12 protein-coding genes are annotated in these 14,456 nt (G+C 50.4%); 6 read left to right on the forward strand and 6 right to left on the reverse strand.

The genetic code is table 11. From position 1 onward, the window contains the following. The first annotated feature begins 132 nt into the window (after nt 1-132). Together E0E37_RS05030 and E0E37_RS05035 are read left to right on the forward strand one after the other, a co-directional pair. Nucleotides 133-1,449 (forward strand): acetyl-CoA hydrolase/transferase family protein, encoded by a 1,317-nt coding sequence (locus E0E37_RS05030; protein ID WP_130861902.1) that lies wholly within the window; start codon nt 133-135, stop codon nt 1,447-1,449. 110 nt (nt 1,450-1,559) lie between these two features. Further along, nucleotides 1,560-2,681 carry a 4-hydroxybutyrate dehydrogenase gene (locus E0E37_RS05035; RefSeq protein WP_130861903.1) on the forward strand — a complete coding sequence of 374 codons (1,122 nt, stop codon included), beginning with the start codon at nt 1,560-1,562 and terminating at the stop codon, nt 2,679-2,681. A gap of 758 nt (nt 2,682-3,439) precedes the next feature. On the opposite strand, the gene E0E37_RS05040 is transcribed toward E0E37_RS05035, so the two are convergent. After that, complete coding sequence (locus E0E37_RS05040; protein WP_130861904.1) at nt 3,440-4,570, reverse strand: hypothetical protein; 1,131 nt, start codon at nt 4,568-4,570, stop codon at nt 3,440-3,442. A 79-nt stretch (nt 4,571-4,649) separates the two neighbouring features. After that, nucleotides 4,650-5,045 (reverse strand): pyridoxamine 5'-phosphate oxidase family protein, encoded by a 396-nt coding sequence (locus E0E37_RS05045; RefSeq protein ID WP_130861905.1) that lies wholly within the window; start codon nt 5,043-5,045, stop codon nt 4,650-4,652. Nucleotides 5,046-5,210: 165 nt separating this feature from the next. Here E0E37_RS05045 and E0E37_RS05050 point away from each other — a divergent pair, with 165 nt between their 5' ends. Further along, a complete protein-coding gene (locus E0E37_RS05050) occupies nt 5,211-5,594 on the forward strand; it encodes an SdpI family protein (protein ID WP_130861906.1) in 384 nt (127 codons plus the stop codon). A gap of 105 nt (nt 5,595-5,699) precedes the next feature. Here the strand turns inward: E0E37_RS05050 and E0E37_RS05055 are convergent, their stop codons facing one another. The 4 genes from E0E37_RS05055 to E0E37_RS05070 form a co-directional block, all read right to left on the reverse strand. Continuing rightward, nucleotides 5,700-6,815 (reverse strand): alanine racemase, encoded by a 1,116-nt coding sequence (locus tag E0E37_RS05055; RefSeq protein WP_130861907.1) that lies wholly within the window; start codon nt 6,813-6,815, stop codon nt 5,700-5,702. A gap of 61 nt (nt 6,816-6,876) precedes the next feature. Next, nucleotides 6,877-7,683 (reverse strand): DUF2500 domain-containing protein, encoded by an 807-nt coding sequence (locus E0E37_RS19055; RefSeq protein ID WP_130861908.1) that lies wholly within the window; start codon nt 7,681-7,683, stop codon nt 6,877-6,879. A gap of 619 nt (nt 7,684-8,302) precedes the next feature. Continuing rightward, nucleotides 8,303-9,055: a GNAT family N-acetyltransferase gene (locus tag E0E37_RS05065; RefSeq protein ID WP_130861909.1), complete on the reverse strand. Its 753-nt coding sequence runs from the start codon at nt 9,053-9,055 to the stop codon at nt 8,303-8,305. Between the two features lie 72 nt (nt 9,056-9,127). Then, nucleotides 9,128-10,096, reverse strand: coding sequence for a helix-turn-helix transcriptional regulator (locus E0E37_RS05070; protein ID WP_130861910.1), 969 nt, complete (start codon nt 10,094-10,096; stop codon nt 9,128-9,130). A gap of 299 nt (nt 10,097-10,395) precedes the next feature. On the opposite strand from E0E37_RS05070, the gene E0E37_RS05075 reads away from it, so the two are divergent. The 3 genes from E0E37_RS05075 to E0E37_RS05085 are packed head-to-tail and all read left to right on the forward strand — an operon-like array spanning nt 10,396 to nt 14,369. After that, a complete protein-coding gene (locus tag E0E37_RS05075; RefSeq protein ID WP_130861911.1) occupies nt 10,396-11,319 on the forward strand; it encodes a hypothetical protein in 924 nt (307 codons plus the stop codon). Between the two features lies 1 nt (nt 11,320). Beyond that, nucleotides 11,321-12,817 carry an AAA family ATPase gene (locus E0E37_RS05080; protein ID WP_130861912.1) on the forward strand — a complete coding sequence of 499 codons (1,497 nt, stop codon included), beginning with the start codon at nt 11,321-11,323 and terminating at the stop codon, nt 12,815-12,817. Between the two features lie 13 nt (nt 12,818-12,830). Further along, complete coding sequence (locus E0E37_RS05085; RefSeq protein ID WP_130861913.1) at nt 12,831-14,369, forward strand: hypothetical protein; 1,539 nt, start codon at nt 12,831-12,833, stop codon at nt 14,367-14,369. Nucleotides 14,370-14,456 lie beyond the last annotated feature (87 nt).

Below are 14,456 nucleotides of genomic sequence, written 5' to 3' on the forward strand. Positions count from 1 at the left end.
CCGCTGAGCCGCCGGGCCGCCGGGCCGCGTCGAAACAGCGTTGCTGGCGGCTCGAACAGAGGCGCCTGAAATGGCGCCGGCCAGCGGCTCTGCCGGCCGGCGAAGGAGAACGAAGAGAAGGGGAGGAAGACAATGGACTGGAAAGAAATCTACGAGAGCAGGAAATGTACGGCCGATGAAGCGGTGAAGCGCATCAAGTCGGGAGACCATGTGGTGACCGCTCACGACGTAGGCGAACCGCCGGCTCTGATCGAGGCGCTGATCCGCCGCCGGGATTCCCTGCGGAATGTGGAGATCTCTCACATGGTGAATATCGGCAAGACCGATCTGTACAATCCAGAATACAAGGAGAGCTTCCATCCCAACCTGTGGTTTCTGGGCGGACCCACGAGGAAGTGCGTGGAGATGGGCACGGGCGATTTTACCCCGCTGTTCTTCTATGAAGTGCCGGGGCTGATGCGGGACGGCACCATACCCGTGGATGTGGCCCTGGTGATGGTGACGCCGCCGGATGAGCACGGCTTCGTCTCCACCGGCGTATCGGGGGACTATACGGTGCAGGCGATGAAGTCGGCGAAGCTGGTCATCGCACAGGTGAACGATCAGCTGCCCTTTACCTTTGGGGACGGGGTGTTTTCCGTGAAGGAGATCGACGCGTTTGTGGAAGAGAGCAGGGAACTGCCCACGCTGCCGCCGGCGAAGATCGGGCCGGTGGAGGAAGCGATCGGAAAGAACTGCGCGCAGCTGATCCGGGACGGAGATACGCTGCAGCTTGGTATCGGAGCCATACCGGACGCGGTGTGTCACCAGCTGAAGGAGAAGAAGCATCTGGGGATCCACTCGGAGCTGCTGACGGACGGAGTGGTGGACCTGTACGAGGCGGGAGTGATCGACAACAGCTGCAAGGCCATTGACCGGGGGAAGTTCGTATTCAACTTTGTGATGGGAAGCCGGAAGCTGTACGATTTCTGCCACCGGAATCCCGTCTGCCAGATGAGGGGAGTGGACTATGTGAACCACCCCATGGTGATCGCGCAGAACACCAATATGGTGAGCATCAACAGCGGGATCGGAGTGGACTTCTACGGGCAGGTGGCGTCGGATACCATAGGATACCGGCAGTTTTCGGGAGTGGGAGGTCAGGTGGACTTCATCCGCGGGACGACCATGACGGCGGATGGAAAGGGGCGGGCGATCATCGCCATGCCGTCCACGACGAAAAAGAAGGATGGGAGTCTGGTGTCGAAGATCACGCCGCTGCTGGCGGAAGGACAGGTGGTGACGGCGTCGCGTCACGATGTGGATTACGTGGTGACGGAGAACGGGATCGCCAGGCTGAAGGGAAAGACGGTGAAAGACCGTGCCCGGGCGCTGATCGGCATTGCGCATCCGGAGTTTCAGGAGGAATTGAAGGCCGGGTTTGAGAAGATGTTCGGTACGGCCTTTTAGGTAAGCGGGATCCGGACTGGCAGCTCAGTCTGGGCGGGCAGACCGGAGACAGAGAGAGCCGGCGGGGACAGAGGAAGCCGGCGGAACAGAGAAAACGAGGAGGCAGAGAGATGGAAGCACTGCGGGTAGTACCTGCCATACATTATTTCGACACATTTAAGGAGTTCAACGAGGCGTTCCAGCTGGGCAAGCGGGATCTGCTGGTGACCAATCAGTGGATGTACGATCCCTATGTGAAGCCCCTTGGAATCGAACTGAACGTGATCTTTCAGGAGAAATTCGGCTCGGGAGAGCCTTCCGACGAGATGATCGACGCCATGGCGGCGGAGATGAAGAAGTACGACTTTGACCGCATCGTGGCCTTCGGAGGCGGCACCATCGTGGACATCTGCAAGGTGCTGTCCCTGAGGGTGCCGGAACGGTCCGTGGATCTGTTTACGGGAGCGGTCAAACCGGAGAAGCTGCACCATCTGGTGGTGGTGCCCACCACCTGCGGAACGGGAAGCGAAGTGACCAATGTGGCCATAGCGGAGCTGAAAAGTCTGCACACGAAGAAAGGGCTGGCGGTGGAGGAGACGTATGCGGACGAGGCGGTCTTGGTGCCGGAATCCCTGCAGGGGCTGCCGGACTACGTGTTTGCCACCAGTTCCATCGACGCGCTGATCCACGCCATCGAGTCCTATCTGTCGCCCAAGGCGTCGCCCTTCACGGAGATGTACTCGCGGAAAGCCATGGAGATGATCATGGAAGGGTACAAGAAGATCCTGGAGAAGGGGAACACGAAGGAGAACCGCGCGCCGTATCTGAAGGAGTTTGCGCTGGCGTCCAACTATGCGGGGATCGCTTTTGGAAACGCAGGGTGCGCGGCGGTGCACGCGCTGTCCTACAGCATAGGGGGAGCGTTCCACGTACCCCACGGGGAGGCGAACTATCAGTTCTTCACAGAAGTATTCAAGATGTACATGAGAAAGGCCCCAGAGGGAAAGATCGCGGAGGCGAACCGGATCTTTGCGGAGATGCTGGGATGCGGAGTGGAGAACGTATATGAAGAGCTGGACCGCTTCCTGGGGCAGCTGATCGGGAAGAAGAAGCTGAGAGAATACGGGATGAAAGAAGAGCAGATCGAGGAGTTCACGAAGAGCACCATTGAGAACCAGCAGCGGCTGCTGAAGAACAACTACGTGTTCCTGACGGAGGAGGAGATCCGAGAGATCTTCGCCGCTCTATATTGAAAATAAATTGATTGAAGCTATCTCTCCAATACAAATACATACATGACACAGAAGAAAGACCGCCGCCGGCGGTCTTTCTTCTTTAATGGCCTGGGGCCCATATGATAGAAAGAATGGCTGCGCAATAAGCACATGGAGCAGATCGTTGCGGAGAAGAAGGAAAGGGGGATGGGTTCTGCATCCATGATGAGACCTCCAACGTGCTGCTGATTGGCCGGGCTGTGAAACAGGTGCACTGGGGGACATGGGGCTGCTGGCACGAATGCCGGGTCAGTGGATGGCAGCCTGCTGGCTGGCCGCGGGATCGTGGGACCGTGGGACCGGGAGAACGGGAGATGGCAGGTCACTGAATAGGTGAAAACGGCAAAAAAAATTGATTATCACCGAAAAATACGTAATAAACAGTGATAATCGCGCAATATTTGCTGCAAAATAGGCGAGAATTCAAAAAATAATTGATTCTCGCCTATTTCGCAGCGTCTTTTCGGTGAGATCCAGAAAAAAATCCGAATTTCCCCTATTTACCTTCCGCGTCTGCCGCGCCGATCAACAACCGTCGCCGGGGGATCTGCAATCTGCCGGGAGCCCACCGCCGCCGGGAGAACTGCGATCTGCCGGAAGCCCACCGCCGCCGGGGGAACTACGATCTGCCGGAAGCCAACCGCCGCCGGGGGATCGCCCCCAACGCCCCGACATCCCAACTCTCCGACATCCCAACGTCCCAATATCCAAGATCACGACAAAGGAACATTAAAACATCACAGATGGCTGATGATCCGTACCAGATCGCTGAAAATGCCGTAGCCGGTCTGAAGCAGCTCGGGATCGTGCTCCACAATGGTCAGCTTGCCCATGAGGTCGGTGGTGATGGATACCACCGAAGAGGTGCCGTCGATATGGGAGAGAAGATCGTCCTTTGGAACCTCCGTGGGCCTGACGGCGCCGATAACTTTGCCGTTCTGTATGGTTCCGTGGCAGAGTAGTTTGATGAGGCAGCCCCGGGACGCCGCGGCGTCAATGTCGGCGGCGGTGATTTCAGAGATGCCGGTGCGGTCGATCTCTCCGGGGGTGATACCGGCCTTCATGAGGACGTTCAGCAGGGCGGCCGTCTTGGCGGCGGCGTCCCAGCCTTCCATATCCATAGAAGGGTCGGCCTCGACAAATCCGCGCCGTCTGCCCTCTTCCATCACCTCGTCGTAGGGTCTGCCCTTGGCCAGTTCTTCCAGAACAAAATTCGTGGTGGTGTTCAGAATACCGCTGACTTCGGTGACTTTACAGTATTTCAGCGTTTCATCAACAAGATTGAAAACGGGAGTACCGTCCATGACCGTTGTCTCAAAGTAAAATTGTACTTTTTGTTCTTCGGCGAGAGCGGCGAGCTCATCATAGGCCCAGGCGATGGGACCTTTGTTGGCGGTGATGGCGTGTTTGCCGCGTTTCATGGCACGGCGCAGGTGATCAGTGGCGGGCTGGCCGGTAAAGATCTGAAGGGGAGTGAGCTCGATGATCACGTCGTAATCGGCGCGGTCCACTACCTCCAGAGCGGTCAGGCGCGAGAAGAAGGGGCTGTTCTCGTCGAATCGGCCGTCCTCCTCGATCTGTCGGATGGCCTCCGCCAGGTCGATGCCCTGCGATGTGACGCCCTGCGATATGGCACCCTGCGATGTGACGTCCTGACCGTCTGACTCGGGCGGGATCTGGCTTGGGACTGCATCGGCAGGGAAGCCGGCGGGGGAGAGCAGAGTGCCGCGGCTGCCTGTGACGATGGCTGCCGTCTGAATGTCGCAGCCGTAATCCTGTTTTATCTGCTGGTGTTTGTCTAAAAGGATCCGGGCGAAGGCCCTGCCGGCGTTGCCGAAACCAAGCATGGCAATTTTCAGTGTCCTCATGGTATATCTCCTCTATTTTAATATGTCATGCCCATACCGCGGGCTGCTTCCGGGACCTGGCCCCGGATTCGATCTCTGACTAAAATTTTACGACTTTTGGCTCAGAAGTGAAGGAGCAGAATGTTGCCTCGGCGTCCTTCAGATACAGAACTTCCATTTTACCGTCCTCCGGGTCGTACATGGATCTCAGAGATGGATAATCTTCCAGCATGGCCGTCTTCGGCTCTTTTCTCGAATCTGCCACGGCTGTTGCTTTGATGCGGATCCACTCGCCTTCCGCATTGGCGGCGCAGATCTCGATTTTCGGGTTGGCGGAGATCTGTTGAAACACCGGCTTCTGATTGCTGGTGATGAGGTATAGCTTTCGTTCGAACTCGCTGACCGCGCCGAAGGGACGTACCCGGGGCTGATCCCCTTCCACAGTGGCCAGGAAAAAGGTCGGGTTATCTTTTAAAAACTGCAGAACTTCTTTCATGATCCTTGCTCCTTTCTTTGTGACGTGGTAAAGTAAATTTACGTCTACAATATATCACTCGATGAGAAGCGCGGCAAGCCCCAATACCTGCCGGATCTGATCGGCCCATGGATTTCCGGAACTGCGCGCCGCTCCGGCAGGAAGCGGAGAAGGAGAGTACAGCATATGATCCTGTTTTATTTGGCAGAACTGCTGCTGATGCCAGTCATTATGGCCGGCTTAGGATTCCTGTGGAAAAACCACGCTCCCAGGACCATCAATTCGTTTTATGGATATCGCACAAAACGTTCCATGAAAAGTCCTGCGGCCTGGGAATTCGCCCACCGGTACGCAGGGCGCGCCTGGCTGTACGCCAGCCTTCCGGCGGCGGCCATCCCCCTGACGGTCCTTTATCTGTATCGGAACGCCGGCAAGGACGCCATGGCCTTTGCGGCGATAGGAGGTATGGTAGTGCAGCTGGCGTTGCTGCTGCTGGCCATACCGCTGACTGAGCGCCAGCTGAAGAGACAGTTCGATCAATACGGAAGAAAAAGAAATCCGCAGGATTGACAGCCAGGTCATTTCTGCGGATTTTTTATGCATGGAACATATCGTCCTTGGATCTTTCCGTATGTTCCAAATAATTTACCTTGTGAACATAAGCCTGCAGGGGGGTTACCTGATCAGCTTCAGCGTCACGCTTTTGGAATTGGTCAGAAACACCATGGTGGTGTAGTTCAGATCGAATTCCAGGATGTCTCCCACCTGTATATTGTCCTTGTTGTCCTCAATATCGAGGATCGTGTGGTCGCTGGACCCCCCCAGCACTTCGATCCCTTCCGCTCGGGGCAGCAGGCGGCAGATATCCGCCAGATCTACTTTCCCCAGAGCCAACAGCGCCCGTCTGCGGATACCGCGGTCAGTGTAGGTGGGGAAGTTTCCGAAGGCATCCATGAAAATCTCGCCCACGGGATGACTGGGTTTATCTTTTACCTCGATGACGGCGGCCTTCAGCGTGTAGACGTCCATGGCGAGATAATCCATATCCTTGATCCCCCAGTCGGTCTGCAGGTCTCTGGCGAGAAGAATATTTTCGCCGATACGCAGATGGTTGATGCGTTTGGGCATGGTTCCGAAATGTACCAGCGTAAAAGAGCTGGTGGCTCCGCCGGAGATGATCTCCAGCTTACGGCCGATTGCTGCTTCCACGCGCTCCGCTATATCCACCAGTTCGGAAAGTTTTTCCGGGGTGGGCTTTACGGAACCGTAGCATCCCAGATTTGTTCCGACGCCGGCTAGTTCCAGGTTATTCAGATCATTTTCTATATGCAGGCACACGTCGAACAGTTCCTCTTTGTCCCAGAAACCTTCCCGAAGATCGCCTAGATCAGCCATCACCACCACTTTATGCTTTTTTCCCTGTCTGGAGCACTCCGCGTCGGCAGCGTCGATGACGGAGCGTTCGCTGTGCAGGCTGTAATTGGCAAGCTGCACCATGCGCGGGATCTCGGTGAGCATAGGGACCCGGATCAGCATGAAAGGACCTTCGATGCCGTAGGCCTTCGCATCTTCGATCTGTTCCAGCCGGGAAGTGGCGATCTGTGCGCACCCGCCCAGCTTAAACTGCTCCGCAGCCTCAGGCAGGCCATTGCAGCCTTTGATGACTCCCGCCACGTTGATGCCCATAGCTCCGCAGCGGTTTACGACCTCCTCCACATTGCGGCGGAGTTTTTTCAGGTCCATTTCCAGCAGCGGGTAGCATGCGTCCGTTGTTGTCTGTGGTTTTGTCATATTGTTCTCTCCTTTTACTTTTGAATACTGTATCATATGTGTGATCTGATATCGTCAGCGGTCATGACTGAGGACCGCGGTCACGGGAACGCTGCGTTTCCTCCCAGGTCACGGCCAGACGGTCACGTTCCTGGACCGGATCGGAGCTGCGTCCGTCGTCTGGAAAACTGATGTGTTCACTGCGGTCTGCATTGGACCGCTGCCGCGCCGCAGGGGAAGAAGCGGGCTGCTCCCCGACGCCGCCGCGGTCTTTTGCAACCGCGTCAGCCGGCGTGGGCTCTCCGGAAAAATAAAATTCAATGTTCGTATCCTCGCTGCCGGTCTGATCGCCGGCGGAAGCCCGCCGGCCGGGCCCGCCTGCCGCGGCGGAATTTCCCGATCTAGAAGCGGCGCCGCTATTCCCAGACGAAGACGGGGCAGAATGGAAGGACGACGGGTCAACGCGGGCGGAAAAGGGATTGGACGATCCGGGCCGCGGTGTAAAATTCATGCCGGGCGAGCGGGCGAAGCCGAGATAGCGGGTCCCCTGAAACGTGAGAACACCGCAGTCCCCTTCAGCCAACAGTCCGTACTCCGGACCGCTCAGGTGAAATTCCATGCGGTGACCGCTCTCCGCCTCGAAAGTGACGTAGTAGGACGTACTGGTGGAGTGGGCAGCCATATTGTCGGCCGCCATATGAGAGCTGTCTGAGATGTGCGACCGCCTGGAGACGACCCTGGCGGGTATCGAGAGCTGAGGAGACGCATTGTTCCGTCCCCACTGTCCGATCCCTTTTATCAGCGAGAAAATGATGATGCCGAATACCACGATGAATCCGATAGAAACGATGACTGGAACGATCGAAAACAAAGGATCGATGAAATACATAAGAATTCCTCCCCCCAGGCGCCCTGCGCCGAATGCCAGACTGCCGGTCCTGTCCGGATGTCAGCGGAAAATGACCGGCTGTTTTCCCCACTTGAAACATTATAGCATTTTACAAGGCGTGGAAAAAGGGGATTGTCCATATCTTGATAAAAGACCTTTCCGTATCCATGCGGAAGCCCCAACGTGAACAATGGCGGCGGACCGGGATCTGCTGCGCGGCGATCAGGCGGATCAGCGGCGCCTTGCCTGATCTGAAACTGATATTAAAAAGAAGGGAGCGACTGCGTTCAGGGCCAGCCGCCGCGCCAGCGGCCTGATACAATAATGACAAATGCGATCCATCACGATCTGTGGTATTATGGATACACCATGTGAAATACCATGGTGTGTCCATATTGGGGGTTGGGAAAAAACCCTATCCGTTTTTGACTGATTATACTCAGATGAAAAAGAAGGTGATTGTATGACCATATTCGAAACTATCTTCCTGCTTGCTTTGCTGAGCTATTTCATATTTATCGGATTTAAATGCTATACTTTACTACAAGAAATTCGAGACCTGTTAAAGAAGATGATAAGTGAAAACAGGGACGAGGGGCATGAATAAAAACAGCACTCCCTAAACCAGTTGGAATTTTTTCTTCAAAAAGGTTTCGTTAAGAAGATGATTCGTCTCGAATTCACCATTATAAAAGACGGCCCAATTGTTGAAAACACAGGGAAGATCTTTTGCCTTTTCCAAGGTATCTACGGCGATGAGATTTAACGGGATGTTTTTTTCATGGCAGAATTCCCGTACCTGTTCAATACAGTTGGGAATATACGGGCATTGCAAGCCGTAATAGATCGTCAGTTCTTTGCTCTGGATCTTCATTTCTTTCGCCTTATCAGAAAAGCGGGGCGTTTCACCGTGAAAAGACAGAGCCAATAGCTCGTATTCATTTCCGGCTGTGTCCACCACTTCGAAACCGTATTTGAGCAGAAATTTCTTATCTGACAGAAACGGCTTTTTCTTTTTTGAGCTGAGAATGCAGACTCCTGCTTTTCCTCTTTCTTTTGCATCGTTAATGCAATAATCCATGAGGGATCCTGCATATCCTTTTCCCTTGAAAGAGCCGGACACCCAGAGACAATAAATATACAAATAATGATCTCCATGAACAGGCACCCATGCTGTTTCCAAAGGGGCGTATTCAATGAAGACTTTTCCTTTTTCGTCAAGTTTGCGGAAAATATGTCCCTCCGCCATCCGTTCTTTCAACCATTGCTTTTTCACGGACACTCCGGCCTGATGCTTTTTGTCTGCGATGGCACAGCATAAATGTTCATTTTCTATGTTGCACTCTGTTAAGTTTATAAATCGTTCGCTCATATTTTTTTCCTCCATAGGTTTATGGTACATGTGGGGATCGTTATTATAGCGGGCGGACCCTGACGTCTTATGTCAGGTCTGCCGTCTGGTCTGAAGCCGGCCGGCGCTGATGTCTGAGCTGCTCAGGGGAGTGTGTTCCTGGGAGCCGGCGGCGTTTTTTTCGTATATCATCTTTGCTTCATCGGCTAGGATCTTTCGCAGATAGGCAGGCGCGATGACTTTGACTTTTGCGCCGAAAGAAAGGAGATAACCGATCAGCCAATCGTCTTCCGGCATTTCCGACGAAACGATGAGGCCGCCGTTTTCCGCTTCTTCTATCTCGCTGGCGTCAAATTCATCATAGACGCGATATGCCATTTCTTGTGGAAAGCAGAGAGTTATTCTGTTGTAGTCCGGCTGCGGCGATTCTTCTGAAGCTGGATATTCGATCGGTGCAAATTCCTCTGATAATAATTCCAGTCCAATAATGCGGTTGAATTTGAAGATGCGAAAATCCGACCGATCCACGCAGTATGCCTTTATATACCACTCTTTTGCCTTAAACATCATTTTAAGCGCATAGATCGTTCTCCGGCTTTTTTCACCATTGGAATTTACGTATACGATACGCACCGCTTTATGGGAGATAACAGCAGTTTTCAGCTGATCAAAGGCAGCGTCGTTTTGAGTTTTCGTTCCCCAACGAGAAAAATCCACTTCAAACCAGTTGTCGGAACGGATATGAAAAAGAGCAGACAGTTTTGTGAGCATTTCTCTTTCGTAAGCGCTGTTTACAAGAGATACGCTTTGCAGAGCCGCCAAAATGTCCTGTTTCTCCTTATCCGAAAAAAGGGCTCTGTCTAAAACGTAATTGTCGAGTATTTGTATCCCGCCGTTTCTTCCCGACGACGCGTAGATCGGAATACCCAGGCTGCTGATCACATCGATATCGCGATAGATCGTCCGCACGGATACTTCAAATTTATCCGCTAATTCAGGAGCTGTTACGCGCCCGCGCTCTAAAATATAATATACGATCTTGAACAATCTGCTTTCTTTCAAAGAATCACCTCCATGTTACGATCATAGTATATAAACCCTGACAAGTGACGTCAAGGTTTGCATATGTGCTATATCATTCTGGTCAATTCAAGTTTAACGCTGTGAAAGTATACGAATATTTGTAAAAATAAATAAAAAAACTGGGAATAATGACGAAATGTGTATGATTTCTATGATATAATAATATAAGCACTCTGTTGTGAGTGGCATCAAGGCTGAAAGAGTGGAGACTTCTTCCAAATTGTGAAAAGTTCTGGTCGAATGAAGCAAAAACTATTGGTAAATAAGGAGAGGTAGAAATGGCAAAGACGATCAAATTCAACCTGATCTGTGATGAAAAGCCTGTTCGCACGATTGAGGATTTACAGAACAATTTTTCCATTGAAGATGTTATTGCGTATTATCAGAATGGATTACTGCATCGCTGGTTAGCGGTTAGGGGGTATGGAGAAGAGCTTGAAAAAGTTTCTGCGATCGCACAGGTGGATGCAATGGATATTATTAAGGAACTTATTAAAATCTTTGACGTAGTCACTGACGAAAAAGATGTTAATAAAAGTATTTATATTCTGGAATATCTCAGAGAAAGGCAAGAGCGATATGATTGCTATGAGGAAAAGCGCCGTAAAGTGCAGAGTATAATAAATGATCACATGAACCGGTATCAATATATTGTCAATGAGATCATTGAAAATAAATACGATTCATCAAAAATCAAAGCAGCAATCAACGAAATCGTTAAAACTTATCCGAGGGTTCTGCGGCTGAACTACAGAAATCTTTTTTATACTTTTAAAAGCAATAACTGCATATTGGCGATTATGTGTTTGCTTATGAACGAAAAATCGCGCGAGTACTATTTGCCCATACAGGAAACGGGGGAAGATGGAGAGGTAACAGAGGATATTGAGCATGACGAAGATAAACGTGTCATGTATCGTAACATTTGTATGATGATAAGTGACGAGGAGACTTTGAAAAATGATCTTGAAGACGACTTGTGCACCTTTTCCGGTCATACGGATGGGTACTGGAAAGATCTAGAACCAAAGGGGAAGAAGTATATGATTATCAGTATGGACTATGGCGATTATGTGCGTTCCGCCGGTTTGCAAGGTGGAGATATGGATAGCTCTGATATTAACGAAAGGTTTGTCATTTTGGATGGTATTGATTACAAGAGCAATTCAATTGTCAATACGCTGCTTTACATGGAGGTATAACATGAAGCGAAGTACAGTGGATATATTGGCATCTTACATTGACGCACTGCATCCAATTATATACATTAACCATTTTGATTTTCGTATAATAGATGAGGCGATCGCTTGCGTTGGAAAAGACGTAACGTGTGTGGAGTTCAATAATGCTCTTGGCTTGCTGGACTTCAAAACCAAAAGCCCCATGAAGGAATGCAGCTTGGAGCAGTTCTTAAAGCTCACGATGGACGATGGTTTCGAAAACGAGACCTTTCTGATTTTGAAAGATGTACATGAAGAGCTGAAGAACCCGAAGGTTATTGCGCTATTAAAAAGGATTGCGGAAAACAACCTATACAAGGATAATTATAGCTCAGCTGTTTTTATTCAGTCAGAAATCACTGTCATACCAAGGGAATTGGAAAACTATATCACCGTATTTGATATTCCTCTCCCAACCACAAATGAGATTTTGGACATCATCAATGATTTTACAGCAGACATGAAGATTTCAGTAGAGGATGAAACAGTAGACGACATTGCACTTTCTTTTAAAGGCCTGAATGAATTTCAAATCAGACAAATACTCAATCTTGCCTATCAGGATGGTGGCTGTATTGATAGGGATGATAAGCTGCTCATATTGAAAGAGAAAGAGCAGTTTATCAGGAAGTCCGGAATGCTGGAGATCATTAATTTCACAGAGACTGTCGATGATATAGGCGGACTGGAGAATCTGAAGGAATGGCTGTATAGAAAAGCAAAGATATTTGCGAATTTAGATAAGGCTATAAAATTTGGTGTGGATATTCCAAAAGGCATTATGATTATCGGTATGCCTGGTTGTGGAAAGAGTTTGACGGCAAAGGCAACGGCAAGCCTGTTTCAAATCCCGCTGGTAAGGCTTGATGTGGGTCGGCTTCTCGGTAAATATGTGGGTGAATCAGAAGAAAACATGCGGCGGGCGCTGCAATTATCAGAGGCAATCAGTCCATGTGTATTATGGGTCGATGAAATCGAGAAGGCATTTGCCGGAATCGGCGGAGAAGGGGGAGGAAACGATGTCACCACTCGTTTGTTCGGTCAGTTTCTGACGTGGATGCAGGAGAAAGAGAACACTGTATTTATAGTTGCCACAGCAAATGATATTTCCAGAATGCCACCAGAGTTTTTGCGAAAGGGTAGATTTGATGAACTTTTCTTTGTTGATCTTCCCAATGGTGAGGAGCGGAGAAAAATATTGGACATCCATTTGAAAAAGAGGAATAAGTGGAACAAGTGTATTGATTCGATCGCCCTTATCGACGAGACAGAGGGATTCAATGGGGCCGACTTGGAGGCTGTGGTGAAAGAAACCATCGAGAAAGCGTTTATTGAAGGGGAAGTCCATATAACGACAGAGAATCTGCTCAATTCGGTAAAGGATACGAAGTCAATATCCAGTACGCTGAAGGATAAGATCGAGGCAATAAAATCTACGATCAGTAAGATAGATATCAAGCCGGCAAGTAAAAAGAATTGAAGAGGGAGCCAATATGGATGAGAAATATGAGCACTTGTTGTTATTGGAAGAAGAGGACTATCCCATACTTATTGAGGATGAGTGTGCTGAACTCAAACCCGTTATTGCAGACTTTATGCATAGTTGGATTTTGCACAGAGATGAACCGGCAGAGCTTTGGCTTTCTGAAAAACTGCAGGAATATCTTCCTGAGAAAGAAAGATCCGAAATTTGTGATATAACAGAAGAAATTATTTCTGCGCTCAAGCGGGATGAGGAGTACCAGACATCCTTGTCAGCAGCGGTAAGAGACGGGAGAAGCAAGGAAAGCTGGTTTGCATCCCAGGTCGCCCAGGCGACGTCGGCTATGTCTGTACAAGAGTCGGCAAAATACCTTGCAGACCTGGACGCGACGATTCTGAATGTCAATGGGACAATGTACCGGACGCTGACTACTCAGGCGGGGGCAGTCAGCCAAAATCCCCGCTTGGATGGCTTCATTGCCGAGCAGTACCATGCGCAGACATTTAATCTAAATGCGGAAGCCACGGGTAGTCCATACAGGGCAAAAGTTCTTGAGCCGAATGGGCATGGTTACAAAAAGAATTCTGTGGACATCGTGATTTTCGACAAAGCGAATGCCGACAAAGTCGTAAGTCGATATCAGTCAAAATACTGTAAGGATGCAAGAGCGACACAAAAAGCCTTTGAGTGTGGTGATTACAGGGGACAGCAAAAGCTTGTTCCGGAAGGACAACAAAAATTCATTTCAAAGAGGGCCACGGAGGTTATTGTAGCTCCGGATGGCACTAAGAGCAAGCCATTAACAAAAGCGAATGCCGAAAGAATGAGGGACGAGGCGCAGAGCGGTAAGTGGAATGATCTTAACTGGAATGAATATAAAACAAAAGACCTTGCAGCTGGAATTGGTAGACAAGTAGGATACGCTGCACTCCAGGGCGCCGCGATCAATATTGGATTTGACGTTGCGGCAAAAATTTGGAACGGTGAGGAAATCAAAGGCGAAGAAATCGTAGAATCTGCTTTAAAGGGTGGTGCAGATTTTGGTATAAAGGCTGCCGTTGCAGGCGCGCTGAAAGTTGGAGTTGAGAAGAATATACTCTCAGTTATTCCAAAGGGCACACCGGCTGGAATAATAGCGAACATTGCCTTTGTTGCGGTAGAAGACGCAAAGGTTATAGGACGAATGATGTCCGGAGATTTGTCTTTTAAAGAGGGTATAGAAAAGCTGGAACAAACGACTGTCGCAACGGCCGGCGGGCTTATTGCCATGGGCGGGGGAACTGCAATTGGCGCGGCTATTGGCACCTTTGCCGGCCCTGTAGGTGTAGCGGTCGGCGGTTTTGTCGGAGGAACGGTTGGATATATGGCTGGATCAAAGATCTGTGAAACCATTACAAAAGGCGCTCAAAAACTACGTAATGGAGTCATTGAGACTGTAAAAAAAGTTGGAACTACAGTATGTGAAACTGGCAAGGCTGTAGCGGAAGGAGTGAAAGATTTTTGCGGGGGGCTTGTTAGTGGCCTTGCCGGATTTTTTTTCACCTTTTAAAGCAAAAAACAAGGCTGCAAAAAGGGAGATGTTTGCATTAGTTTATTTATCCTAATGCGACATCCCCCTAATCATCGTACGATTCTC

This window comes from Bacilliculturomica massiliensis (genome assembly GCF_900605495.1).
Classification (GTDB): Bacteria; Bacillota; Clostridia; order Peptostreptococcales; family Anaerovoracaceae; genus Bacilliculturomica; species Bacilliculturomica massiliensis.